Origin of the sequence: Micromonospora sp. NPDC023644 (assembly GCF_040640115.1) — a bacterium.
GTDB lineage: Bacteria > Actinomycetota > Actinomycetes > Mycobacteriales > Micromonosporaceae > Micromonospora.
Genome location: NZ_JBFABA010000006.1, coordinates 38794 through 62573, shown reverse-complemented (window position 1 = coordinate 62573; position 23780 = coordinate 38794). Strand labels below are relative to the sequence as shown.

Annotated in this window: 22 protein-coding genes; 14 read left to right on the top strand and 8 right to left on the bottom strand. The window is 75.3% G+C overall.

Translation table 11 applies throughout. From position 1 onward, the window contains the following. The first annotated feature begins 337 nt into the window (after positions 1–337). Entirely contained in the window at positions 338–3997 is a 3660-nt protein-coding gene (locus tag AB0G08_RS07065) for a SpoIIE family protein phosphatase (protein ID WP_358084336.1), read from the top strand. Between the two features lie 57 nt (positions 3998–4054). Here AB0G08_RS07065 and AB0G08_RS07060 read toward each other — a convergent pair whose 3' ends face one another. Next, complete coding sequence (locus AB0G08_RS07060) at positions 4055–4372, bottom strand: STAS domain-containing protein (RefSeq protein ID WP_358084334.1); 318 nt, start codon at positions 4370–4372, stop codon at positions 4055–4057. 95 nt (positions 4373–4467) lie between these two features. Between AB0G08_RS07060 and map the strand changes: the two genes are divergently transcribed. Together map and AB0G08_RS07050 are read left to right on the top strand one after the other, a co-directional pair. Further along, entirely contained in the window at positions 4468–5325 is an 858-nt protein-coding gene (gene map / locus AB0G08_RS07055) for a type I methionyl aminopeptidase (protein ID WP_358084331.1), read from the top strand. Further along, positions 5322–6038 (top strand): VIT1/CCC1 transporter family protein, encoded by a 717-nt coding sequence (locus AB0G08_RS07050; protein ID WP_358084328.1) that lies wholly within the window; start codon positions 5322–5324, stop codon positions 6036–6038. Before map ends, AB0G08_RS07050 begins: the two co-directional genes overlap by 4 nt. Positions 6039–6041: 3 nt before the next feature. Here AB0G08_RS07050 and AB0G08_RS07045 read toward each other — a convergent pair whose 3' ends face one another. The 7 genes from AB0G08_RS07045 to AB0G08_RS07015 form a co-directional block, all read right to left on the bottom strand. Then, positions 6042–6767: a nucleotidyltransferase domain-containing protein gene (locus AB0G08_RS07045; protein ID WP_358084325.1), complete on the bottom strand. Its 726-nt coding sequence runs from the start codon at positions 6765–6767 to the stop codon at positions 6042–6044. A 9-nt stretch (positions 6768–6776) separates the two neighbouring features. Then, entirely contained in the window at positions 6777–7277 is a 501-nt protein-coding gene (locus AB0G08_RS07040) for a nitroreductase/quinone reductase family protein (RefSeq protein ID WP_358084321.1), read from the bottom strand. Between the two features lie 28 nt (positions 7278–7305). Then, the gene (locus AB0G08_RS07035; protein ID WP_358084318.1) at positions 7306–10008 is read right to left on the bottom strand and encodes an FtsX-like permease family protein; all 2703 of its coding nucleotides are present in this window, start codon (positions 10006–10008) and stop codon (positions 7306–7308) included. Further along, entirely contained in the window at positions 10005–10763 is a 759-nt protein-coding gene (locus AB0G08_RS07030; RefSeq protein ID WP_358084316.1) for an ABC transporter ATP-binding protein, read from the bottom strand. The genes AB0G08_RS07035 and AB0G08_RS07030 overlap by 4 nt, the downstream gene beginning before the upstream one ends. Then, positions 10760–11347: a PadR family transcriptional regulator gene (locus AB0G08_RS07025; RefSeq protein ID WP_357872283.1), complete on the bottom strand. Its 588-nt coding sequence runs from the start codon at positions 11345–11347 to the stop codon at positions 10760–10762. The genes AB0G08_RS07030 and AB0G08_RS07025 overlap by 4 nt, the downstream gene beginning before the upstream one ends. A gap of 64 nt (positions 11348–11411) precedes the next feature. Beyond that, complete coding sequence (locus AB0G08_RS07020) at positions 11412–11858, bottom strand: ferritin-like domain-containing protein (RefSeq protein ID WP_358084313.1); 447 nt, start codon at positions 11856–11858, stop codon at positions 11412–11414. Further along, the gene (locus AB0G08_RS07015; RefSeq protein ID WP_358084310.1) at positions 11855–12304 is read right to left on the bottom strand and encodes a hypothetical protein; all 450 of its coding nucleotides are present in this window, start codon (positions 12302–12304) and stop codon (positions 11855–11857) included. Before AB0G08_RS07015 ends, AB0G08_RS07020 begins: the two co-directional genes overlap by 4 nt. A 229-nt stretch (positions 12305–12533) precedes the next feature. Here AB0G08_RS07015 and rimP point away from each other — a divergent pair, with 229 nt between their 5' ends. The 11 genes from rimP to AB0G08_RS06960 all read left to right on the top strand — a co-directional run bounded on the left by rimP (position 12534) and on the right by AB0G08_RS06960 (position 23779). Beyond that, entirely contained in the window at positions 12534–13238 is a 705-nt protein-coding gene (gene rimP / locus AB0G08_RS07010; protein ID WP_357872274.1) for a ribosome maturation factor RimP, read from the top strand. Next, on the top strand, positions 13235–14278 hold the full coding sequence (nusA, locus tag AB0G08_RS07005; protein WP_358084307.1) for a transcription termination factor NusA: 1044 nt from the start codon (positions 13235–13237) through the stop codon (positions 14276–14278). The genes rimP and nusA overlap by 4 nt, the downstream gene beginning before the upstream one ends. A 16-nt stretch (positions 14279–14294) precedes the next feature. Continuing rightward, the gene (locus AB0G08_RS07000) at positions 14295–14627 is read left to right on the top strand and encodes a YlxR family protein (RefSeq protein ID WP_091620735.1); all 333 of its coding nucleotides are present in this window, start codon (positions 14295–14297) and stop codon (positions 14625–14627) included. Positions 14628–14720: 93 nt separating this feature from the next. Further along, positions 14721–17729, top strand: coding sequence for a translation initiation factor IF-2 (infB, locus tag AB0G08_RS06995; protein ID WP_358084304.1), 3009 nt, complete (start codon positions 14721–14723; stop codon positions 17727–17729). An 87-nt stretch (positions 17730–17816) separates the two neighbouring features. Continuing rightward, complete coding sequence (locus tag AB0G08_RS06990; RefSeq protein WP_101414636.1) at positions 17817–18110, top strand: DUF503 domain-containing protein; 294 nt, start codon at positions 17817–17819, stop codon at positions 18108–18110. Between the two features lie 157 nt (positions 18111–18267). Further along, positions 18268–18765: a 30S ribosome-binding factor RbfA gene (gene rbfA, locus AB0G08_RS06985; protein WP_358084302.1), complete on the top strand. Its 498-nt coding sequence runs from the start codon at positions 18268–18270 to the stop codon at positions 18763–18765. Positions 18766–18866: 101 nt separating this feature from the next. Further along, complete coding sequence (locus tag AB0G08_RS06980; protein ID WP_358084688.1) at positions 18867–19844, top strand: bifunctional oligoribonuclease/PAP phosphatase NrnA; 978 nt, start codon at positions 18867–18869, stop codon at positions 19842–19844. A gap of 86 nt (positions 19845–19930) precedes the next feature. Beyond that, a complete protein-coding gene (locus AB0G08_RS06975; protein WP_358084299.1) occupies positions 19931–20338 on the top strand; it encodes a hypothetical protein in 408 nt (135 codons plus the stop codon). Then, positions 20338–20547, top strand: a complete 210-nt coding sequence (locus tag AB0G08_RS06970) for a DUF6186 family protein (protein WP_357872344.1) — start codon at positions 20338–20340, stop codon at positions 20545–20547. The genes AB0G08_RS06975 and AB0G08_RS06970 overlap by 1 nt, the downstream gene beginning before the upstream one ends. Before the next feature lie 882 nt (positions 20548–21429). Continuing rightward, entirely contained in the window at positions 21430–22407 is a 978-nt protein-coding gene (locus AB0G08_RS06965) for a DMT family transporter (protein ID WP_358084296.1), read from the top strand. A gap of 46 nt (positions 22408–22453) precedes the next feature. Beyond that, positions 22454–23779 carry an MATE family efflux transporter gene (locus tag AB0G08_RS06960; protein ID WP_358084293.1) on the top strand — a complete coding sequence of 442 codons (1326 nt, stop codon included), beginning with the start codon at positions 22454–22456 and terminating at the stop codon, positions 23777–23779. Position 23780 lies beyond the last annotated feature (1 nt).

Below are 23780 nucleotides of genomic sequence, written 5' to 3'. Positions count from 1 at the left end.
GCCGGACCGGCGTGTCGGTGACACCCCCTTCCCCCACTGTCGGGGAACGGTCGGGGGTGTCGCACATCACAGTCGCTCGCCGGGCAATACCTGGGCGGCGCGGTATCGTCCCGTGCACGGGACTGAAATGCCGCCCTGGTGCGGATTCGGCTGACCAGCCGTCCCGTGTGGACCCGATCCCACGACGCCGCTGTCGGAAGATGGCAGCCGGGTGAGGCGAACGTAAACAGCGCACGCCGGGCTGCATGCGTTACGTTGCTCGTCCGTCGGGGTACCAAGCGGGCACGGCCGGTTGGATCACCGGGCCGAGGCGGTGATGGCCGGAGCGGGAGGAACTATGAGCTCGGCCCAGGGGGGCGTGGACGGGGGTTGCCCGTCCGAGGCAGGCCGGGACGCCGAGTTCCCCCCGTTGCTGGCCGCCGCCTTCGCCGGCGGCGGTGAGATGGGCGAGCTGCTGCGGCGACTCGACTGGTCCGCCCACCCGCTCGGCACCCCCGACCGCTGGCCGACGACGCTCTGCGCGGCGATCGGCATGATGCTCGCCTCCAGCGCGCAGATCGTCATGTTCTGGGGCGAGGACGAGCTCGCCTTCTACAACGACGCCTACCGCCCCACGATCGGTGACAAGCACCCCGACGTGCTGGGCCGGCCGGCCCGCGAGCACTGGGCGGAGACCTGGAGCGTGCTCGGGCCGCTGCTGGCGGGCGTCCGGCGCGACGGCCGGTCGTACCGCGCGCAGGACCACCCCTTCGCGCTCGACCGCCGCGGCTTCCTGGAGGAGACGTACTTCGACGTCTCCTACGACCCGATCCTGGGCGCCGACGGCACCGTCGACGGTGTCTTCTGCATCGTCAACGAGACCACGGGCCGGGTGATCGGGGAGCGCCGGCTGCGGCTGCTGGCCGAGCTGGGCACCGAGCTGGCCGAGGTGGACAGCAGGCCCGAACTCGGTCGGGTCGCCGCGGCGGTGCTCGACCGGCACCGGTCGGACGTGCCGTTCGCGCTGGTGCACCTGCCCGACGCGGCCGGCGACGTGGCGTTGGCCGGGTGCAGCGGCGTCGACCGCCGGGCCGTCGTCACGCCCCCACCGGCGCGGCTCGCCGCCGCCGCCGGCGCCGCCACCGTCGCCGTGGCGGACCTGCTCGCCGAGGCCCCGGCCGACGCGACCGGCCAGGCGCTGGTGCTGCCGGTCACCGCCGGGAACGAGACCGTCGGCACGCTGGCGGTCGGCCTCGCCCGCCGGCTGCCGCTCACCGACGAGTACCGGGACTTCTTCGACCTGGTCGCCGCGCAGATCTCCCGGGCCGTCGGGCGGCAGCAGGCGTACGAGCAGGAACGCGCCCGCGCCACCGAGCTGGCGGCCCTGGACCGGGCCAAGACCAACTTCTTCGCCAACGTCAGCCACGAGTTCCGCACGCCGCTGACCCTGGTGCTCGGCCCGCTGGAGGACCTGCTGGCCGACCCGACGCTGCCCGAGGCGTACACCGACCGGCTGACCACCATGCACCGCAACGCGCTGCGGCTGCTCAAGCTGGTCAACACGGTGCTCGACTTCTCCCGGCTGGAGTCCGGGCGGCTCGCCGCCCGCTACCAGCCCACCGACCTCGCCGACTACACCGCCCGCCTGGCCAGCACGTTCCGCTCGGCCACCGAGCGGACCGGGCTGCGCCTGGTCGTGGACTGCCCGCCGCTGCCGGCGCCGGTCTTCGTGGACCGGGACATGTGGGAGAAGGTCGTGCTCAACCTGGTCTCGAACGCGGTGAAGTTCACCTTCGACGGCGAGATCCGGGTGCGCATCCGCGCGGTCGACGGGGCCGCCCGGCTGGAGGTCACCGACACCGGCGTCGGCATCGTGCCGGAGGAACTGCCGCAGATCTTCGAGCGCTTCCACCGGGTCCCCGGCGTGCGGTCGCGCAGCCACGAGGGCACCGGGATCGGTCTGGCGCTGGTCCGCGAGCTGGTCGAGATGCACGGCGGCGAGGTGGCCGTGCGCAGCGGGGTCGACGAGGGCACCACGTTCACGGTGACCGTTCCGTTCGGCGCCGGCCACCTGCCGGCCGAGCGGGTCGTCGACTCCGGCACCCCGGCGCAGGTCGAGCTGGCGCAGGCCGACCTCTACGTCACGGAGACGGCGCTCTGGACCGGCACCACCGGGTCGGCCGGCGGCGGTGGGTCGACCCGGGGGACCGGCGCGGCCGGCCGGATCCTGGTCGCCGACGACAACGCCGACCTCCGCGAGCACGTCACCCGGCTGCTCTCCCCGTCCTGGGAGGTGGTCGCGGTCACCGACGGCGTGGAGGCGCTGCGGCACGCCGTCGACGGCTCGTTCGACCTGGTGCTGACCGACGTGATGATGCCCCGGCTGGACGGGTTCGGGCTGGTCGCCGCGTTGCGCGCGGATCCGCGTACCCGGCACGTGCCGATCGTGCTGCTCTCCGCCCGGGCCGGCTCCGCCGAGGAGGTCGCCGGGCTCGCGGTCGGCGCCGACGACTACCTGACCAAGCCCTTCTCCGGCCAGGAGCTGACCGCCCGGGTGCGCGCCAACGTCGAGCTGGGCCAGTTGCGCGGCCAGATCATCCGTGGGCTGCGGGCCCTGGCCGATGCGGCGGTCGCGGTCAACACCGCCCGCTCCACGGCCGACGTGCTCCAGGTCGCCGCGCGGCACGCCCTGAGCCTCGCCGAGGCCGCCCGGGTGGCGGTCTCGGCCACCGGGATGCGCTTCGAGGCCGACGGCGGCGGGCTGGCCTCGATCGAGCCCTCCTTCGTGCTGCCGCTGACCGGCACCGCCGGCGAACGGCTCGGGGAGCTGCGGGTCTGGCGCCCGGACGGCGACGGGACCTACACCGACGAGGCCGCGCTCACCCAGCTCGCCCGGCTGGTCGGGGTGCGGCTGGAGAACGCCCAGCTCTACGAGGCCGAGCACCGCATCGCCACCACGCTCCAGCACAGCCTGCTGCCCCGGTCGCTGCCGCAGCTGCCGGGCGCCGTGGTGGCCAGCCGCTACCTGCCGGGCAGCGCGGACGTGGAGGTCGGCGGGGACTGGTACGACGTCATCGCGCTCGGCGACGACGAGCTCGTGCTGGCGATCGGCGACGTGGTCGGCAAGGGCGTGCGGGCGGCCGCGGCGATGGGCCAGCTCCGCAACGGACTGCGGGCGTACGTCCTGGAGGGCTTCGACCCCGGTGACTCGCTGACCCGGCTCAACCGGCTCGTCGGCACCGCCGAGGGCCGCTCCTTCGCGACCGTGTTCTGCCTGTGGTTCAGCCCCCGCACCGGCCGGCTGCGGTACGCCAGCGCCGGTCACCCGTCCCCCCTTCTGATCCGAGGAGACGACGTGGCGCTCCTGCACGACCGGGCGCTCGGGCCGCCGGTCGGGGCGATCCCCGACACGACCTACCGGACGGTCGAGGGGGCGCTGGCCGCCGGTGACCGGCTGCTGCTCTACACCGACGGGCTGATCGAGGACCGGCAGCGCGGCATCGACGCCGCGCTGGCCACGCTGCGGCAGGACGCGGCCACCCCCGGCGAGCACGTGACCGACCTGATCGACGCCGTGGTGGAGCGTGTCGCCGGCCGGCCCCTGCGCGACGACGTCGCGGTGCTCGCCCTGGAGGCGGCGGAACTCGACCGGTTCGCGCTGCGGCTGCCGGCCGATCCCACCCGGCTCAGCCTGCTGCGCAAGCGGCTGGAGGACTTCCTCGTCGCGCACCGGGTCACCGAGACGGACCTGTTCGACCTGACCGTCGCCGTCTCCGAGGCGGCCGCCAACGCCATCGAGCACCCGGTCGAGCCGGTCGAGCCGACGATCAGCGTCGAGGTGACCATCTCCGACCGCACGGTGGTCGCCACCGTGCGCGACAGCGGCCGGTGGCGGGAGTCGACCGGATCGGGCTTCCGGGGCCGGGGACTGTCCCTGATCGAGGCGCTGGGGGAGCTGTCGGTGACCCGTACCGCCGAGGGGACCGAGGTGACGCTGCGCCGGCGGCTGGCGGACTGACCGCGCGGCCGGCGGCGCTCCGGCGCGCGACGGCGGCGGGCCCGGCGGCGGGAGGGCTCAGGCCGGGCGCAGCCAGGCCTGGTCGCCCAGGCCGGAGATGTCCAGCACCCGGTGGACCTGCCGCGACGGCAGCACGGTGAGCGCGTCGGGGAGGTGCTGGGCCAGCCGGACCACGGCGTGGATCGCCGCCGAGTCGAAGAAGGTGACCGCCCGGAGGTCGAGCGTCACCCGCTCGGCCGGCTCCCGCAGCGCGGTCTGGTACATGACGTCGGCGGTGGCCATGTCGACCTCGCCGGTCACCAGGACGCGGAGATGGCCGCCGTCGATCTCCGCCTGGGCGGAGAAGACTGGAGACGCGCCAACCCCTTGATCCACGGAGCCACAATGGCACAGCGGGCCTGCCGCGGCAACAACCGCTCCGGGCGGCCGGTGGCGGCGGTCACCACCGCGTGCGGCGATAAACTCGCCCCATGACCGTCCGTGCGCCGCTGACCCCAGGCACGCTCACCCCGTTGCGGCCCGTGCCCGCCCACATCGTCCGCCCGGAGTACGTGGGCAAGAAGCGTCCACAGGAGTGGCGCGGTTCGCACGTGCAGACCCCGGAGACCATCGAGAAGATGCGGGTCGCCGGTCGGCTCGCCGCGCAGGCCACCCAGCTCGCCGGCGAGCACTGCAAGCCCGGCGTGACCACCGACGAGATCGACCGGGTCGTGCACGAGTTCCTCTGCGACCACGGCGCCTACCCGTCGACGCTGGGCTACAAGGGCTTCCCCAAGTCCTGCTGCACCAGCCTCAACGAGGTGATCTGCCACGGCATCCCCGACTCCACCGTGCTCGTGGACGGCGACATCATCAACGTCGACGTCACCGCGTACCTCGACGGCGTGCACGGCGACACGGACGCCACCTTCTGCGTGGGCGAGGTCAGCGAGGAGGCCCGGCTGCTGGTCGAGCGGACCCACGAGGCGATGATGCGCGGCATCCGCGCGGTCGCCCCGGGCCGCCAGATCAACGTGATCGGCCGGGTCATCGAGTCGTACGCGAAGCGCTTCGGCTACGGCGTCGTGCGCGACTTCACCGGCCACGGCATCGGCGAGGCCTTCCACAGCGGGCTCTACGTGCCGCACTACGACAGCCCCCGCCCCACGGACGTCATGGAACCGGGGATGACCTTCACCATCGAGCCGATGATCACCCTCGGCACCCACCAGTACGACATGTGGGACGACGGCTGGACCGTGGTGACGAAGGACCGCAGGTGGACGGCCCAGTTCGAGCACACCATCGTGGTGACGGAGGACGGTCACGAGATTCTCACGCTGCCGTGACGGACACCCCGGCGGCACTGCGTGAGGCGCACCACGCGGACGTCTCGGGCGGCTGGCTGCGCCCCGCCGTCTTCGGGGCGATGGACGGGCTGGTCACCAACATCGCCCTGATCGCCGGCGTGGCGGGTGGCGGGGTGTCGCCCCGCAACGTCGTGCTGACCGGCGTGGCCGGCCTGGTGGCCGGCGCCATCTCGATGGGGCTGGGGGAGTACACCAGCGTCCGCTCGGCCAACGAACAGGTCGCGGCCGAGGTCGCCAAGGAGCGCCGCGAGCTGGAGCGGCACCCCGAGGCCGAGGCGCGCGAGCTGGCCCAGGCGTGGGTCGCCCGCGGGCTCCCGCACGACCTCGCCATGGAGGTCGCCCAGGCCGTCCGGCGCAACCCGCAGGAGGCGCTGCGGGTGCACGTGCGGGAGGAGCTCGGCGTCGACCCGGACGAGCAGCCCAGCCCCTGGGCGGCCGCGATCTCGTCGTTCGTGTTCTTCTCGCTCGGGGCGCTGGTGCCGCTGCTGACCTACCTGTTCGGCGCGACGAGCCTGTGGCTGGCGCTCGCCGTCGGCGGGCTCGGGCTCTTCGTGGCCGGGGCGGTCGTCGCCCGGTTCACCGCCCGGCCCTGGTGGTCCGGTGGCCTGCGTCAGCTCCTGCTCGGCGCGGCGGCGGCCGGCGCCACGTACCTCATCGGCGCCCTCATCGGCGTCCAGGGCGGCCTCGGCTGACGGTCAGCCGTCGAGCAGGTCGTCGACCGTGCCGTCGACGGGGCGGCCCCGGGCCGCCAGCTCGTCGGCCTGGCGGGCCAGGACGGCGCCCACCTCGGTCATGTCCGCGCCCGCCAGGCCCGTCCGGCGCACCGCGTCGCCCGGGTCGCGGAAGTAGGTGCGACTGAGCAGGCCGTTGACCGTCGCCGCCGCGAGCCGCGCCTCGCCGAGCATCAGCAGCGCCTGGTCGGTCTCGTACCACTCGGCCAGCCGGGCGGCCCGGGCGTGCGCCGCGCCGCCCCGGTACCAGGCCCGGCGGGCCGCCGTGCTGAACTCGGCCGGCCGGGCCCGGGCCAGCCGACCGAGGTGCTCGTCGCGGAGCGTGCGCAGCCAGCCGGTCGGATCGTGCAGCGCCCGGGTGCTGACGTACCGGTCGGCGGTCAACGGCCAGAGCGGGGAGATCACCCGGGCCTGGCGCAGGTAGTCGTCCGCGCCGGCCACGGTCAGGTCGACCAGCACGCCGTCGACCCGGCGGGTCGCCGGGGACGGCCCGCCGCCGGGCCGGTACGTCACCACCAGCAGCCCGACCTCGCCGTTGCCGCCGCCGTCGTCGTCGCCGTGGGCGAGCGGGCCGTGCACCGCGACCGCCAGCACGTCGGCCGGGAACCGGCGGCGCACGGCGTCGGCGACGCGCTCGGCCACCGCCCACCGTGGATCGTCGGAGTGGACTCCGCCGTCGGCGCCGGTCACCGCACCACCCTATTCGCGGGCGGTCGCCCCGTCCGGCACGCCGCGCCCGGTGGGCACCAGCCGGAAGACGAGGATCTCCCGGCCGCCGGCCCGCTGCGCGTACGCCCGGTAGGCGGGCCACTCGGTGACCAGCAGCGCCCAGAGGCGGTCCCGTTCGGCGCCGGTGGCGACCTGCGCGCGCACCGGGACGCGGCGGCCCTTCACGGCCACCTCGGCGGCGGGATCGGCGCGCAGGTTCATCGCCCAGCCGGGCTGGTGGGCCTGGCCGAAGTTGGAGCCGACCACCACGTACGCGTCGCCGTCGGGCACGTAGAGCAGCGGGTTGCTGCGCGGCTTGCCGGAGCGGCGGCCGGTGGTGGTGATGACCAGCGACGGGATGAGCCCGAGCGCGACCACGCGCCCACGGGTGAGTCGCCCCACCAGCCGGTCGGCGGGGACGAGCAGGCGGACGGCGGCGCCGAACCAGCGGTGGTGACCGACACGGCGGGTGAGGGCTCCCAGTACGGGCACGGCGACCAGTGTGCCCGCTCGCGGCCCGTCAGTCGAGACGTCGCTCGACCGGCAGCCGGGACCGGGTGAACAGGCCCGCGCCGAGCATCGCGACCAGCGGCACCACCACCAGGACGCCGAGCGTGGTCCACGGGACCACCACGGGGTACGGCTCCGCGACCGGCCAGAGGCCGGCGTACCGGCGGTTGAGGGCGGTCAGGATGATCGTCGCGGAGCCGAGGCCGGCGACGATGCCGAGCGCGGAGCCCAGCACGGCGATCACCCCGGACTGGCAGAGCGAGAGCAGCCGGCGCAGCCCCGGGCCGGCGCCGACCGCCGCGAGGGTGGACAGGTCCGCCCGCCCCTCGGCCGCGGCCAGCCCGGTGGCGATGCCGGCGGCGCCCACGGTGACCACCCCGGCGGCGGCGGCCAGCAGGAGCAGCAGCGGCCGTCCCGTGTCCGCCAGGGCACCCCGCTCGATCTCCACCTGCGCGCCGAGCGGGCGCACGGCGGCGACGAACCGGTCCTGCCGGTCCTCGTCGGGCACGCCGTCGGCGGTTATCACCCAGCCGAGCGGGCGGACGGTCAGCCCGAGCCGTTCGGCGGCCGGCCGGGAGAGCAGCAGCCGGTGCGCGCCCAGCCCGGTGGGCAGCGGGTACCCGGCGACGGTGGTGGTCGTCGGGGTGTCGGGCCGGGCCTGTCCGGGGCGGGTCACCCTGACCCCGACCCGCCCGTCCACCACGTAACGCGGATCGGTCACCACCGCGCCGCCGGCCCGCAGCACGGCGGTGGCGGCGGCGACGTCGGCGGGGGCGGCGCCGGTGAGCACCGGCAGCGCCGTGCCGTCGTCGACCACCACGTGGAAGTACCCGCCGAGGTGGTCCTCCGGTCCCGCGCAGCGGGCGTCCGCGCGGGCCCGCCGCTGCTGTGCCGGGCTCAGCCGGTCGCCGGGCATCCACGGGCAGGCGCGCTCGGGCGGCAGCACCGGCGAGACCACGCACGACTCGGTCTCCTGGCCGCACCCGGGCTCCGCGAGCGGCGCCACGGCCCGCACCCCCAGGTGGGCGCGGGCCGCCTCGGCGACCCGGGGCAGGGCGGGCGGCTCGTTCGGGCCGTGGCTGGTCACCAGCACGGTGCCGGAGGGCAGGGCGGGCCGGTACATCGTGGCCGATCTGGCGTCGTCGCTGGCCAGGTACACGCCGATGGCGACGCTCCCGGCGACGGCCGCCATCACGGCGGAGATCGCGGGTGCGGTGGACGACCGGTTGCGGCTGGCGTCGCGCAGGGCGATCCGGGGCGCCAGTGGCAGCGACCGACCGAGTCGGGCGAGCAGGCCGACCAGCGTCGGGGTGGCGAAGACCAGCCCCAGTTCGCCGAGGACCAGGCCGGCGAGGATCACCGCCGGCGCCGTCCGAGCCGCCCCCGCCGCGGCGACCGCCGCCCCGCCGACGGCCAGGGCCACTCCCGCCGTGAGCCAGCGCCGCCGGTGCGCGGGCGGGGTGCGCCGGCCGGCCAGCCCCGCCACCACGTCCTGCCGGGCGGCCGTCCAGGCCGGGGCCAGCGCGGCCAGCACCCCGGCCAGCACCGCGACGGCGGCGATCGCCGCGAGGGCCTCCGGCCAGCAGCGGTACGCGCCGAAGCGCGCGCCGTAGAGGTGCTGCTCCACCAGCGGGCGGCCGGCGAACGCGGCGGCGACGCCCAGCGTGACCCCGACGGCGGCGCCGAGGGCGCCCAGCACCACGCCGTCGGCCAGCACGATCCGGCGCAGGTGGGCGTCGTCCCCGCCGGCCACCGCCACCAGCGCGAGCTCCCGCCGTCGCCGCCGTACGCCGACCGCGAACGCCGGCCCGACGAGCAGCACCACCTCCAGCAGCCCCAGCCCGCCGACGAGCACGGAGACGCTCATCCCCTCCACGTCCATCGAGGAGAATCTGCCCGGTGCGAAGGTGACGGTGTCCGACGCCGGGGCGGGAGTGCGGGCGTGGACCCGGATGCCGTGCCCGTTGAGCCGGCGGAACAGTCCCTCGTCGACGGCACCGGGCAGGTCGACCAGCCAGCTCGCGTCCGGCTCGGTCTCCATCCGCCCTTCCGACGGGTGCAGCGTCACCACCGCGCCCAGGTCGTCGGGGTACTCGGCCACCCCGACCACCCGCCAGGAGCGGGCGCCGTCGCCGGAGGTGACGGTGCCGCCGAGGCGGACGTCGAGGCGGCGCAGGGCCGCCGGGCTGACCGCGATCTCGCCCGGCCCGGCCGGCGCCCGCCCCGAGTGGAACCGGACCAGCCCCCGCCCGAGCGGGTCGGCGAGGTCCACGGCGCGTCCCGCGATCGTGTCGTCGATCCGCTCGCCGACCCGGGCGTCGAACGACACCCAGCGGTGCAGCGGGACCACCCGGCTCCCGGCCGGCAGCAGGGCGGCCACCTGCTCGGCGGTGACGACCCCGGCCGGGGGCGCGTCCTCCCGGTCGGCCTGCCAGGCGTCGCCCCAGGCGCTCTGCACGATCGGGTGCCGCACCACCCAGCTCAGCTCCGCGTCGGCCGCGCCGAGCTGACGGTCGGTCCGTTCGGCGGGAGTCAGCTCGGACATCCGCCAGCTCACCGCGGTGAAGGTCAGCACCAGCACCGGCAGCGTGATCATCGCCAGCACCAGCGCCGTACGCCCCCGGGCCCGCCGGGCCTCCCGCCGGGCGATGCGCAGCGCGGCCCACCAGGAGCCGGTCGCCCGGGCGAGTCGGCCGCCCCGGCCCCGGCTCACCGACCGCTGCCGCTCAACAGCTGCTCCACGCTGCCCAGCGGGGCCGTCGTGTCGACCAGCACCCCGTCGCGGAGGAAGACCACCCGGTCGGCCCAGGCGGCGTGCCGCGCCTCGTGAGTCACCAGCACGGCGGCGGCCCCGGCGTCGACCCGCCGGCGCAGCAGGTGCAGCACCGCCTCACCGGTCTGCGAGTCCAGCGCGCCGGTCGGTTCGTCGGCGAGCACCAGCCGGCGCTCGCCGACGAGTGCGCGGGCGATCGCCACCCGCTGCTGCTGCCCGCCCGAGAGCTGGTCGGGAAACCGGTCGCCCAGCTCGGTCAGGCCCACCTCGGCCAGCGCCTCCAGCGCCAGCCGGCGGGCCCGCCGGACGCCCGTCCCGTCGAGTTCGAGGGGGAGGGCGACGTTCTCCACGGCGCTGAGGCTGCCGAGCAGGTTGAGGTCCTGGAAGACGTAGCCGATCCGGCGGCGCCGCACCTGGGCCAGCCGCCGCCGGTCCAGCGCGCCGAGCGGCTGTCCCTCCACGTGGACCTCGCCGGCGGTCGGGCCGTCCAGCCCGCCGGCCAGGGCGAGCAGGGTCGACTTGCCCGACCCGGACGGTCCCATCACGGCGACGAGTTCCCCCGCGTGCACGGCGAGGCTCACCCCGCGCAGCGCGTGCACGGCCGCCGCGCCGGCGCCGTGGGTGCGGTGCACGTCACGCACGTCGAGCACGGGCGTGGTCGGGCTCCCGCCCGCCGGCCCGTTCCCCGTGCTCACCGTCGCGCCTCCTCGTCCGCCCGGTCCACCGCCTCGGCAGGCGTCGGCGGGACGCGGCCGGGCTCCGCCGGACGGTAGCGCACGAGGCTCGTCTCGCAGTGGTCCAGCCAGCGCACCTCGGCCTCGGCCTGGAAGACCATGGCGTCGAGCACCAGCCGCCACGGCAGGTCCTCGGGGCGGTCGCTGGCGTACTTCAACCGGGTCAACTCCTGCAACGCCCGCATGGTCGCGCTGCGCTGGGTCTGCACCACCGACCGGACGTCCACCCCGGGGGTGGTCAGCGCGAGGGCCAGCTTGATCGCCAGCTCGTCGCGGGGCCGGTCGGTGCGGCTGATCGGGGTGGCGAACCACAGGGCCAGGTCCGCCCGCCCGGCGTCGGTGATCTCGTACGGTCGCTGCCCCGCCTCGCTCTCGGGCAGCGACCGGACCAGCCCGTCCCGCTCCAGGCGGGACAGGGTGGTGTAGACCTGCCCGATGTTCAGCGGCCAGGTCGAGCCGGTCGACTCCTCGAACGCGGCGCGGAGCTGGTAGCCGTACATCTGGCCGCGTTCGAGCAGGGCGAGCAGCCCGTGACGGATGGACATGGCAACGGAGTATGCATACCTGGTATGCGACCCGCAACCGGAGCGGGGCCGACGGGCCGACCGGTCAGGCGGGCCGGCCCGGGAACGGCACCGTCAGCGGGGTGATCCCGGCCGCCCGCCGCCAGCGGGTGGCCCGCAGGGCGTACTCGACCAGGGCGGCCAGGGCCCGGTCCCGGTCGGCGCCGGTGGTGGCCGGCACCGCCGCCCGCCAGAACGCGGCCGTGCGCTCCTCCACCTCGACGGCCAGCCGCAGCGCGCTCGCCTGGTCGGTGACGGGGAACGGCAGCGTGTAGCCGGCCCGGTCCGGCGGGACGCTCCCGCCGCCGGCGCTCAGCTGCACGATCAGGCCGTCGCGGCGGCGCCGGTGCGCGGCCTCGGCCTCCCGCGCGGCGGTCCGGGCGGCGCCGGTGAGGCGCACCCCGATGGGCCCGTACGCCCAGATCGCGGCGTACTCGGCGGAGAGCGCCGCAGCGAGCGCCCCGGCCGGCCCGGACGGTGTCGGTGCGGTCACTTCAGCGCCTCCACGTGCGTGGCCCGGGCGGCGGCGATCGAGGCGAGCAGCGCGGCCCGCTCGGCCGGCGCCGCCGCGCAGGCCCTGGTCGCGGCCTCGCGGCCGGCGCGTTCGTCCTCGCGCAGCGCGGCCCGCGCCGCCGCCGGGTCGCCCGGCTCGGCGGGCGAGGCCGGGGCGGAGCCCGAGGGCGGCGCGACGCCGATGACCCGGGCCAGTTCGGCCGCGTGCGCGCGGTGCGCCTCGGCGATCGGGGTGAGCAGGCCGGCGAGCGTGGGGTGCGCGGCGGCGGCGGCCTGGTGCCCGGCGGCGAGCCGGAGCGCCTCGTCGAGCAGTGGCGTGAGCGGGTCGGGCCCGGGGGTGGGGTCGTCGTCGCGGTCGAGGAGGCCGCAGCCGGTCAGCGGCGCGGCCGCCCCGCCGAGCGCCAGGAGTGCCCCGGCGCGCAGCACGTTTCGCCGGGAATGCCCGGTTGTTCCGCCGCGTCGTGTCGTTCTGCCCGTCGCCACCGGACAAGTCAACACCATCACCGGCCGCACGTGGGTCACCGGCGTCGGTGCGCCGCCCGGCCCGGCGCCCGGCAGGCGCGTTACGCTCTGCGCAGCCACCGGCGCGTCAGCTCCGGTGGCGTGCCGGCATGGCGGCCGACCGGGTGCCGTCGATCAGCAGGAGGGTGCGGAGATGACGCAGCGTGGCCGTGCCACGAGGTCGACGGGTCCGGCGGGGAGGCCCCGACGCGCCGACGCCCCACGGGGCGGGGAGCGTGCCGGCGGCCCGCGCGGCGACCTCGCCGCCCGGCGGGCCCGGCTGCGTGAGGTGATCGAGCCGGTGGTCACCGCCGCCGGCTACGACCTGGAGGAGCTCTCCGTCTCCCGCGCCGGCCGGCGGCACGTGGTGCGGGTGATCGTGGACGCCGACGGCGGGATCAGGCTGGACGCCGTCGCCGAGGTCTCCCGGGCCGTCTCCGCGGCCCTCGACGCGGCCGAGGAGGCCGGGGGCGACATCGTCGCCGGGGAGTACCAGCTGGAGGTCAGCTCCCCCGGCGTGGACCGGCCGCTCACCCTGCCCCGGCACTGGCGGCGCAACGTCGGCCGGCTGGTGAAGGTGACCGCCCGCGGCGCGGGCGCCCTGCCCGGCCGGCCCGCCGAGCAGCCCGCCGGCGACCGGCAGGTCACCGGCCGGGTGGTGGAGGCCGACGACGAGCGCGTGGTGCTGGAGACCGACGCCGGCCGCGCCGCCTGGACGTACGCAGAGCTCGGCCCCGGCCGGGTGCAGGTCGAGTTCCACCGCCTCGAGGAGATCGAGGAGACGGACGAACCCGACGACATGGACGACACCGACGACGACTTCGACGACGAAGATGATGTGGAGGACGAGGAGAGGTGAACATCGACCTCGCGGCGCTGCGCGCACTCGAGCGCGAGCGGGAGATCCCGTTCGACACGATCCTCGCGGCGATCGAGACCGCGCTGCTGACCGCCTACCGGCACACCGAGGGTGCGGAGTCGCACGCCCGGGTGGAGATCGACCGCAAGTCCGGCGCGGCCCTGGTCTACGCCCAGGAGCTGGACGACGACGGCTCCGTGGTGCGGGAGTGGGACGACACCCCGCACGACTTCGGCCGGATCGCCGCCATGACCGCCAAGCAGGTGATCCTCCAGCGGCTGCGGGAGGCCACCGACGAGGTGCACTTCGGCGAGTACGTGGGCCGCGACGGTGACCTGGTCACCGGCGTCGTGCAGGCCCACGAGGCGCGCAGCGAGAAGGGCATCGTCAGCGTCGACCTCGGCAAGCTGGAGGGCGTCCTGCCCCAGTCCGAGCAGGTGCCCGGCGAGCGCTATGCGCACGGCGAGCGGATCCGCTGCGTGGTGGTGCACGTGGCCAAGGGGATGCGCGGGCCGCAGATCACCCTCTCCCGGTCCCACCCGGCGCTGGTCAAGAAGCTCTTCGCGCTCGAGGTGCCGGAGATCGCCGACGGCACGGTCGAGATCGGCGCGATCGCACGTGAGGCGGGTCACCGTACGAAGATCGCGGTCCGCTCCACCACCCAGGGCGTCAACGCCAAGGGCGCCTGCATCGGGCCGATGGGGCAGCGGGTCCGCGCGGTGATGAGCGAGTTGCACGGCGAGAAGATCGACATCATCGACTGGTCGGACGACCCGGCGACGTTCGTCGGCAACGCCCTGTCGCCGGCCAAGGCCCTGCGGGTCGAGGTGGTCGACCTCGCCAGCCGCACCGCCAGGGTCACCGTGCCGGACTTCCAGCTCTCCCTCGCCATCGGTCGGGAGGGGCAGAACGCCCGACTTGCTGCCCGGTTGACCGGTTGGCGGATCGACATCCGGTCCGACGCCGAGCAGTCCGGCGCCGCCGGCCGGGGCGGGGCTGATCACGTCCCGGAGCCGGGCGGCGCGATCTCGGGCGCCTAGGGGTAGACTTTCTCCAGTGGTACGACGCGCGCTGCCGGAGCGCACCTGTGTGGGTTGCCGGCGACGTGCGCCGGCCAGCGAATTGCTGCGGATCGTCGCGGTCGGCGACGAGGCTGGTCACAGCCTTCGGCCCGATCCGGCCCGCAGGCTGCCGGGTCGGGGAGCGAACATGCACCCGGATCCGGCCTGCTTCGCGCAAGCGGTGCGGCGACGCGCTTTTGGGCGTGCGTTGCGCATCACCGGGGTCCCCGACCACGGTGAGCTCGCGGAGCACGTCGATGCGCCAACCACTACGTCCGGTCAGCCCGACCGGGCGAGGGTCGCTAGCAGGGTAGGACGACCGACATGAGCACACGATGAAGTCCCTGAAATGACCAGGCTTCAAGTGCACGAGTGAGGTCGCTGCGGGTGCTGCCCGCACGACCTCGGAGTGAGGAGTGCAGTGGCAGGTAAGGCCCGCGTACACGAGCTTGCAAAAGAGCTCGGGGTCGAAAGCAAGACCGTTCTCGCCAAGCTCAAGGAGATGGGCGAGTTCGTGAAGTCCGCGTCCAGCACCGTCGAGGCGCCCGTCGCCCGACGGCTGCGCAGCGCGTTCGTCGCCTCCGCCGGCTCGCCGGCACCGGCCGCCCCACCGGCGGCCGCCCCGGCGCCGACCCCGACCCCGACGCCCTCCCCGGCCCCCGGTGGGCCCCGGGTCTCGGCCAAGCCGATGCCGCCCCGGCGGCCGGCCGCGCCGACGCCCGGTCCGAAGCCCAAGGGCCCGGTGCCCGGTCCGCCGCAGCCCGCGGCCCCGGTCGCCAAGCCGGCGAGTGCCCACGACATCGAGGTGGCGGCCGCCGAGGCGCGTGCCGCCGCGCTGAAGGCCGAGCAGGAGGCGGCGGTCAAGGCCGCCCAGGCCGCTCGGCAGCAGCAGCGTGAGAACGTCCGCCGGGAGCCCCCGGCGGACGGTGGCAACCGTCCCGGTCCCCGACCGGGTCCGGGTGCCATGCCGCCCCGCCCGGGTTCCCCGGCCGCCGGTCGTCCCGGCGCACCGGCGCCGGGCCCGGGTGGTCGTCCGGGCGGGCGTCCGCCGGCGCGCGGCGCCGGTAACAACCCGTTCGGCATCCAGGGCAGCCAGCAGCAGCAGCGGCCCCCGGCCGCCGGTGCCGGTGGTCCCCGGCCCAGCCCGGCCGGCATGCCGCCGCGCCCCAGCCCGGCCTCCATGCCGCCCCGTCCGAGCCCGGCCTCCATGCCGAGCCAGCGTCCCGCTACCGGTCGCCCCGGCCCCGGTGGCGCCGGTCGCGGTCCCGGTGGCGGCGCGGGTCGTCCCGGTGGCGCCGGCGGCGGCGGTGGCTTCCGCGGCGGTCCCGGTGGTGGCGGCGGTGGCGGTGGCTTCCGTGGCGGTCCCGGTGGTGGCGGCGGTGGCGGTGGCTTCCGTGGCGGTCCCGGTGGCGGCGGCGGCGCTCCGGGCGGCGGTTTCCGTCCGGGTGCTCCGGCCGGCGGCGGTGGTCGTCCGGGTGGTGGCGGTCGTGGCCGTGGCGGCGGCGCCGCGGGTGCCTTCGGGCGTCCGGGTGGCCGGCCGACGCGTGGCCGCAAGTCCAAGAAGCAGCGCAGACAGGAGTTCGACAACCTGTCGGCTCCGACCATGAGCTCGGGTGCCCCCCGGGGTCAGGGTCAGGTCGTCAGGCTCTCCCGTGGCGCCTCGCTGTCGGACTTCGCCGACAGGATCAACGCCAACCCGGGTTCGCTGGTCCAGGAGATGTTCAACCTGGGCGAGATGGTCACGGCGACCCAGTCGTGCTCCGACGAGACCCTGCTGCTGCTGGGTGAGCACCTCGGCTTCGACGTGCAGATCGTCAGCCCGGAGGACGAGGACCGCGAGCTGCTCGCGCAGTTCAACATCGACCTCGACGCCGAGATCGCGGAGGACCGCCTGGTCAGCCGTGCGCCGGTCGTGACCGTCATGGGTCACGTCGACCACGGTAAGACCAAGCTGCTCGACGCGATCCGCAAGGCGAACGTCGTGGCCGGCGAGGCGGGTGGCATCACCCAGCACATCGGTGCCTACCAGGTCCACGTGCCGCACGAGGGCGAGGACCGCGCGGTGACCTTCATCGACACCCCGGGTCACGAGGCGTTCACCGCCATGCGTGCCCGTGGTGCCCAGGTCACCGACATCGTGGTGCTGGTCGTCGCGGCCGACGACGGCGTCATGCCGCAGACGATCGAGGCGTTGAACCACGCCAAGGCGGCCGACGTGCCGATCGTGGTGGCGGTCAACAAGGTCGACAAGCCGGAGGCGAACCCGGACAAGGTCCGCCAGCAGCTGACCGAGTACGGCCTGGTCGCCGAGGAGTACGGCGGCGACACCATGTTCGTCAACGTGGCGGCGAAGCCGGGCATCGGCATCGACGAGCTGCTCGAGGCGGTCCTGCTGACCGCCGACGCGTCGCTGGAGCTGACGGCTCCGATCGACGGGCCGGCGCAGGGTGTGGCCATCGAGGCGCACCTGGACAAGGGCCGCGGTGCGGTGGCGACGGTGCTGGTGCAGAAGGGCACCCTGCGGGCGGGCGACTCCATCGTCGCCGGTGGGGCGCACGGCCGGGTCCGGGCGATGCTCGACGAGAACGGCAACCAGGTTGCCGAGGCGGGTCCGGCGCGTCCGGTGCTGGTCCTCGGTCTGACCGCGGTGCCGGGTGCCGGTGACACGTTCCTCGCCGCGGCGGACGACCGCACGGTGCGGCAGATCGCCGAGCAGCGGCAGGCACGGCGGCGGGCGGCGTCCTTCGCCAACTCCCGCGGCCGGGCGACTCTCGAGACGCTCATGGAGCAGCTCAAGGAGGGCGAGAAGACCTCGCTCAACCTGGTGCTCAAGGGCGACGTCTCCGGTTCCGTGGAGGCCCTCGAGGACGCGCTGTTCAACCTCGACATCCCGGAGGAGGTCCAGCTCAGGATCATCCACCGGGGCGTGGGTGCGATCACCGAGAGCGACGTCATGCTCGCGAGCGCCTCGTCCGAGCCGGTCACGATCATCGGTTTCAACGTGCGGGCCGCCAACAAGGTCCGCGAGATCGCCGACCGCGAGGGCGTGGAGATCCGGTACTACACCGTGATCTACCAGGCCATCGAGGAGATCGAGGCGGCGCTCAAGGGCCTGCTCAAGCCGGAGTACGAGGAGGTCGCGCTGGGCACCGCGGAGATCCGCGACGTCTTCCGCTCGTCCAAGATCGGCAACATCTCCGGCTGCATCGTCCGGTCGGGCATCATCCGGCGCAACGCCAAGGCGCGCCTGCTGCGGGACGGGTCGGTGGTGGCGGACAACCTCACCGTCAGCTCGCTCAAGCGGTTCAAGGACGACGCCACGGAGGTGCGCGAGGGCTTCGAGTGTGGTCTGACCCTGGGTGGTTACAACAACGTCCAGGTCGGCGACATCATCGAGACCTTCGAGATGCGGGAGAAGGTTCGCGCCTGATCCGCTGAACCACTGATCGGGGGGTTTACGCCGAAAGGCGTAAACCCCTTGATCATGTGGGGGTCCGTACGGGTATCGTCCGGGGCGATGTTCACCGGAACCGCGGTCTTCGACCTGCTGCTGCCGGGCGACTCCCGGTCGCTCAAGGCCAAGAGATCATACGTACGGCCGATCGTCGCGGCGTTGCGCCGCTTCGAGGTCTCGGCCGCCGAAGTGGGAGCGCTCGACCTGCACGGTCGGGCCGAGATAGCCGTGGCCGTGGTGGCCGCCGAGGCGTCGCACGTCCGCGAGGTGCTGGACTCCTGCGAGCGCCTGGTGGCCGGCCGGCCGGAGACCGAGTTGCTCTCGGTGCGCCGGCGGCTGTACGGCGAAGAGGACTGACCCGGCGGCGCCCGTCCGCCGGAAGCCGGTACGCAGCCGGCGCCGCGCGACGCGGGTGGCCGCGCGGGTAGTGTTCGAGTTTGTTGGGCCGTCGGCTCCGGGGCGCTCCGCGTCGCCGGACGGCGGCCGGGAGCGGGACGCCGTGGAGGTGGCGAAGATGTCGGATCCGGCCAAGGTACGCCGGCACGCGGAGCGGGTGCGTGAACTGGTCGCGTCGGTGGTGCGCAGCCAGATCAAGGACCCCCGGCTCGGCATGATCACGATCACCGACGCCCGGATCACCGCCGACCTGCGCGACGCCACCGTCTTCTACACGGTGCTCGGCGACGCGGCGGCCCAGGCGGGCACGGCGGCGGCGCTGGAGAGCGCCAAGGGCATGCTGCGCAGCACCGTCGGCAAGGCGCTCGGGCTGCGGCACTCGCCGACGCTGACCTTCGTCCTGGACGACGTGCAGGACCAGGTCAAGCACATCGACGACCTGCTCGCCCAGGCCCGCAACGCCGACGCCGAGGTGCAGCGCCTCGCCGCCCGGGCCGAGTACGCGGGCGAGCCCCAGCCGTACCGGCTGGAGGAGGACGAGGACGGCGAGGCGCGCGACGGGGACGGCGACGAGGACGAGGACGAGACCCCGCCCCGGGGCGGGGACCCGCGGTGACGCAGCCCTCCGGCGGACCGGCCGGTGGCGCCCTCGCCGAGGCGACGCCACCGGCCGACTCCGGCCCGACCGAGGCGGAGTGGGCCGCCGGCGTCGCGGCCGTGCGGGACCTGCCGCCGGACGGGCGGGTGTTGCTGATCTGCCACGTCAACCCGGACGGGGACGCGCTGGGCAGCATGCTCGGCTTCGGGCTCGGGCTGCGTCGGCTGGGTGTGCGGCGGATGCAGGCGACCTTCCCCGGTCCGCCGGAGGTGCCGGAGCCGTTCCGGGGGCTGCCCGGGCTCGACCTGCTGGTGCCGGCGGCCGAGGCATATCCGGACCCGGACCTGGTCATCTGCTTCGACGCGGCGAGCGAGTCGCGGCTCGGTGAGCTGGTCGACCGGCTGGAGACCGCCGGCGCCGCGCTGGTGCTCGACCACCACGCGTCGAACACCCGCTTCGGCCGGACCAACCTGGTGGACCCGCACGCGGCGGCCACCTCGGTGGTCGCCGAAGGGCTGCTCGCCCGGCTCGGTGTCCCGCTGGACGCCGGGATCGCGGAGTGCCTCTACGTCGCTTTGAGCACCGACACCGGCTCGTTCCGGTTCGAGGCGACCACCCCGGCGGTGCACGAGTTGGCGGCCCGCCTGCTGGCGACCGGCATCCGGCCCGGTGACATCTCCCGGCGGATCTTCGACACCCGGCCGTTCGGCGCCGTCCGACTCTTCGGCGAGGTGCTCGGCCGGGCCCGCCTGGAGCCCGCCGCGGCCGCCGGGCACGGTCTGGTGTGGACGTACGCGACCCAGGACGACCTGGCCCGGCACGACCAGCGGGCGTACGTGCTGGAGGCGCTGATCGACTCGGTCCGGTGCACCGCCGAGGCCGACGTCAGCTGCGTGGTCAAGCAGACGTCGACCGGCGACTGGGCGGTGTCGATGCGCAGCAAGGGCGCGGTGGACGTCAGCCGGGTGGCGGTCGCGCTGGGCGGCGGTGGGCACCGCTTCGCCGCCGGCTTCACCGGTTCGGGGACGGTCGACGAGGTCGTCGACCGGATCCGCGCGGAGCTCGACGGCGCGCTGACCGGCCCCGGCCGGCACTGATCCGCCTGGGCCGGGCGCGGAAGATCGGGGAGAGCTCGGGGAGTGTCCGTCTTCCCGGTTACGGCCGGTACGGGGAGAATCGCGGGATGGAACAGCCCCACGACCTCACCGTCGAGGCGCCCCGCGCCTGGGACCGTCCCGCCGTCACCGTGCCGGTGCTCGTCTGCCTCTCGCTGGTCGGCGGCCGGTTCCCGTCCTTCTCGACGGAGGCCAATCTCTGGACCCTCGGCACCGGCGGGGTGCTGATCTGGCTGGGCCTGAGCAACCGGGTGCCCCGGCGGCCCGCCCCACGCCGGTTGGACGCCCCGGCGGCCTGGTGGGCCCTGCCGGTGGTGGTCTTCGGGGTCTTCGAGGGGACCACGTTCGTGCTGGCGGCCGGGGACGACTTTCCCACCTTCTCGCGGCTGGCCGATCCGCTGCTGGAGGACCACCTGGTCCGCTCGGCGGCCTGGTTGGGCTGGCTGTCGGCGTTCTGGGGGTTGGTGCGGCGATGATGCGGACCCTGGCCATCGGTGGCTTCCTGGCCTCCCTGCTGCTCTTCGCCGCCGTCGAGTGGGCGGCCCGTCGCGAGGGCTCCCGGATCCCCACGCTCGGCGAGGTCTGCGCCTACGTGATGCGCTACGAGGTGGGCCCGGTGCCGGTCGGCCGGATCGGCGTGTTCGGCTTCTGGTGGTGGCTGGGCTGGCACTTCCTGGCCCGCTGACCGGGCGCCCCGCGTTCCCGTGGATCCTGCCGCGCGCCGGCCCGGACGCGAACACGAGTCCAAATCGCGGGAACAGCGGGCAGTATGTGGAACTGAACGATAGCTTGGGAATCGGCCGGCGTCGTGTGGCGGCGCGGGCCGTGGGCGGTGTCGCCACACCCGGCGGCGCCTCCCTCCAGGGTCGGACCGACCCGGGCTTCCGCTGCCCACAGCCGCTCCGGTGACCCCGGACCGCTGCCGGGCGCTGCGCACCACCGCCCGTGAGGGCTGCCGCCCGTCGGCGGCCCACGCCCTGGAAGGGGACCACCATGCCGAGCAAGCCCAAGTCGCAGACCACCGACGAGGCCCGCGAGCAGATGCGCCGCGCGCTGCAGACGTCCATGGACACCCGTCAGTGACCGACGCCGACCGGCGGTGACGCCGCCGGCCCCGCGCCGACAGCGTCACCGCCCACCCGGCCCCGCGCCGACAGCGTCACCGCCCACCCGGCCCTGCGCCTTGGACCGCGAGCGTCCGCGTCTCCCGCTCCCGGCCGTCGCCCGGGTCGCCGCCGAGCAGCGGCGACCTGCTCGACGAGGCCGTCCGGGCCGCGCCCCCGACCACCGCCACCCGCAATGCCGAGGCACGCCGGGCCGGCTCTCCGCTAGGGTTCGGGCATGAGGTCGTTCCGGGGCGCTCTGCCCCCGCCGCGCTCCTGACCGGAGCGCCACGCCACCGGCCCGCCTCCCCCTGTGGGACGGCCGCCGGTCCACTCGCGGGGCGGCCCGCCTGAACGGCGACCCCCGCGGGACCCGGGTGGAAACGCCCGCCGCCTCTCCGTCGTGCGTGCGCTCCGACTGACGTAACCCCTGTCAGTGGCCCGATCCTGCCTGGAGCGCACCCGTGACCCGATCGTCTTCTCTCCCGTCGTCCACGTCCACGTCCCCGTCCACCCCGCGCCGCCCCCGCCCCGCGCCGAGCGTCGGCGCCCGCCGGGGGCTGCTCCACGTCACTGGCGCCGCCGTGCTCTGGGGCACCACCGGTGTCGCGGTGCACCTCGTCCGCGAGTCCACGACGCTCACCCCGACGGGCGTCGGCTTCTACCGCCTCGCCATCGGCGCGCTGGTGCTGGTCGCCCTGGTGGCGCACCGGCCGCGACCGGTGCTCGCGGCGCTGCGGTCGCAACCGGTGGCCCTCGTCCTGATCGGGGTCGGGCTCGGGGTCTACCAGGCGCTGTACTTCCTCGCCGTCGCGGCGGGCGGCGTCGGGGTGGCCACCGTGGTCAGCCTGGGCCTCGCCCCCGTCCTCATCTTCGGGTGGGAGTCCCTGCGCGCGCGCCGGCTGCCCGGGCGGACCATGCTGGGCGCCCTGGTGGCCGGCGTCGCCGGACTCGTGCTGATCACGGTGTCGGTCGGGGAGCCGGGCGCGACGGCGCCGCGCCCGCTGCTCGGCCTGCTCGCGGCGTTCGGCTCCGGCGTCGGCTACGCCGCCAGCACCGTGCTGAGCCGGCACGCCGCGCAGCGCGTCGCGCCGATGACGCTCACCACCGTCTCCGCCGTCGTCGGCGCGTTGGCGCTGGCCCCGATCGCGCTGGCCGAGGGGATCGGCGTCCCGGCCCGGCTCGCGCCGATCGGCCTGCTGGTCCACCTGGGGGTGGTCACCACGGCGGTGGCGTACGCCCTGTTCTACGCCGGGCTGCGCACCACCACCGGCAGCGCCGCCGCGCTGTCCACCCTGGCGGAGCCGCTCACCGCCGTGCTGCTCGCGGCCTGGCTGGTCGGGGAGTCGCTGCCCGGGCCGGTGCTCGTCGGGGGAGTGCTCCTGCTCGGCGCCGTGAGCGTCGTCCACCTGACTCCCGGCAGGCCGACCTTCGGTAAGTGATCGTCTTCCTTGCGATCCTTACCGAGCCGTGCCAGGATCGGCGGCGATGAGCCACTCCGTCGCCCTCGGACCCCGGGCCGCCACGCCTCGCCGGATCGCCGCGCTGGCCCTGCCGGCGCTGGTGGTGCTGGCCGCCGAACCGATCTACGTGCTCGTGGACACGGCGGTGGTGGGGCACCTCGGTCGGGTGCCGCTGGCCGCTCTCGCCGTCGGCGGGACGGTGCTGACGCTGATCGCCTGGCTCGGCACCGTCGTCGCGTACGGCACCACGGGGCGGTCGGCCCGACGGTTCGGGGCGGGCGACCGGGCGTCCGCCGTCGCCGAGGGCGTCCAGGCGTCCTGGCTGGCCCTCGGGGTGGGGGTGCTGGTCGCGCTCGGCATGCAGGTCGGCGGCGGGGCGTTGGCGCGTACCCTCGCCGGGGGCTCGGGCGAGGTGGCCGACGCCGCCGCGCAGTGGCTGCGGGTCGCGGCGCTCGGCGCGCCCGGCCTGCTGCTCGCCGCCGCCGGCAACGGCTGGCTGCGCGGCGTGCAGGACGTGCGTCGCCCGCTGGTGTTCGTGCTCGGCCCGAACCTGCTCTCCGCCGTGCTCTGCCCGCTGCTGGTCTATCCGGCCGGGCTGGGCCTGGTCGGCTCCGCCGTGGCCAACGTGGTCGCCCAGACCATCTGCGGGGTGCTCTTCGCCGGGGCGCTGGTCGCCGAACGGGTCTCGCTGCGGCCCCGGCCCCGGCTGATCGGGCAGCAGCTGGCGCTCAGCCGGGACCTGCTGATCCGGGGCGTCGCGTTCCAGGCCAGCTTCCTCTCCGCCACCGCCGTCGCCGCCCGCTTCGGGACCGCCGCCGTCGGCGCGCACCAGATCGCCCTGCAACTGTGGTTCTTCACCGCGCTGGTGCTCGACGCGCTCGCCATCGCCGCCCAGTCGCTGGTCGGGGCCGCCCTCGGGTCCGGCGACGACGCGGCGGCCCGGGACCTCGCGCGCCGGATCGGGCTGCTCGGCGGCGTCTGCGGCGTGGCGTTCGCCGTGCTCATCGCCGCCGGCGCCGGCGTGGTCCCGGGCTGGTTCAGCTCCGATCCGCAGGTACGCGACCAGGCCATGCTCGCCTGGCCGTGGTTCGTGGCGATGCAGCCGCTGGCCGGTGTGGTGTTCGCCCTCGACGGCGTGCTGATCGGCGCCGGGGACGTCCGCTACCTGCGCAACCTCACCATCGTGGCCGCGCTCGGCGGCTTCCTGCCCGCGATCTGGCTGGCCTACGGGCTCGACCTCGGGCTCGGTGGCATCTGGGCGGGGCTCACGCTGTTCGTGGTGATCCGGCTGGTCGCGCTGCTGCTGCGGCTGCGCTCCGGGGGCTGGGCCGTGGTCGGCGCGGTGCGCTGAG

Bases quoted from the DNA above. Each gene is read 5' to 3' on its own strand.
- AB0G08_RS07065 (WP_358084336.1), top strand. From the start codon at position 338: ATGAGCTCGGCCCAGGGGGGCGTGGACGGGGGTTGCCCGTCCGAGGCA.
- map (WP_358084331.1), top strand. From the start codon at position 4,468: ATGACCGTCCGTGCGCCGCTGACCCCAGGCACGCTCACCCCGTTGCGG.
- AB0G08_RS07025 (WP_357872283.1), bottom strand. From the start codon at position 11,347: ATGTCCATCCGTCACGGGCTGCTCGCCCTGCTCGAACGCGGCCAGATG.
- rimP (WP_357872274.1), top strand. From the start codon at position 12,534: ATGACGCAGCGTGGCCGTGCCACGAGGTCGACGGGTCCGGCGGGGAGG.
- AB0G08_RS06990 (WP_101414636.1), top strand. From the start codon at position 17,817: ATGTTCACCGGAACCGCGGTCTTCGACCTGCTGCTGCCGGGCGACTCC.
- rbfA (WP_358084302.1), top strand. From the start codon at position 18,268: ATGTCGGATCCGGCCAAGGTACGCCGGCACGCGGAGCGGGTGCGTGAA.
- AB0G08_RS06975 (WP_358084299.1), top strand. From the start codon at position 19,931: ATGGAACAGCCCCACGACCTCACCGTCGAGGCGCCCCGCGCCTGGGAC.
- AB0G08_RS06970 (WP_357872344.1), top strand. From the start codon at position 20,338: ATGCGGACCCTGGCCATCGGTGGCTTCCTGGCCTCCCTGCTGCTCTTC.
- AB0G08_RS06960 (WP_358084293.1), top strand. From the start codon at position 22,454: ATGAGCCACTCCGTCGCCCTCGGACCCCGGGCCGCCACGCCTCGCCGG.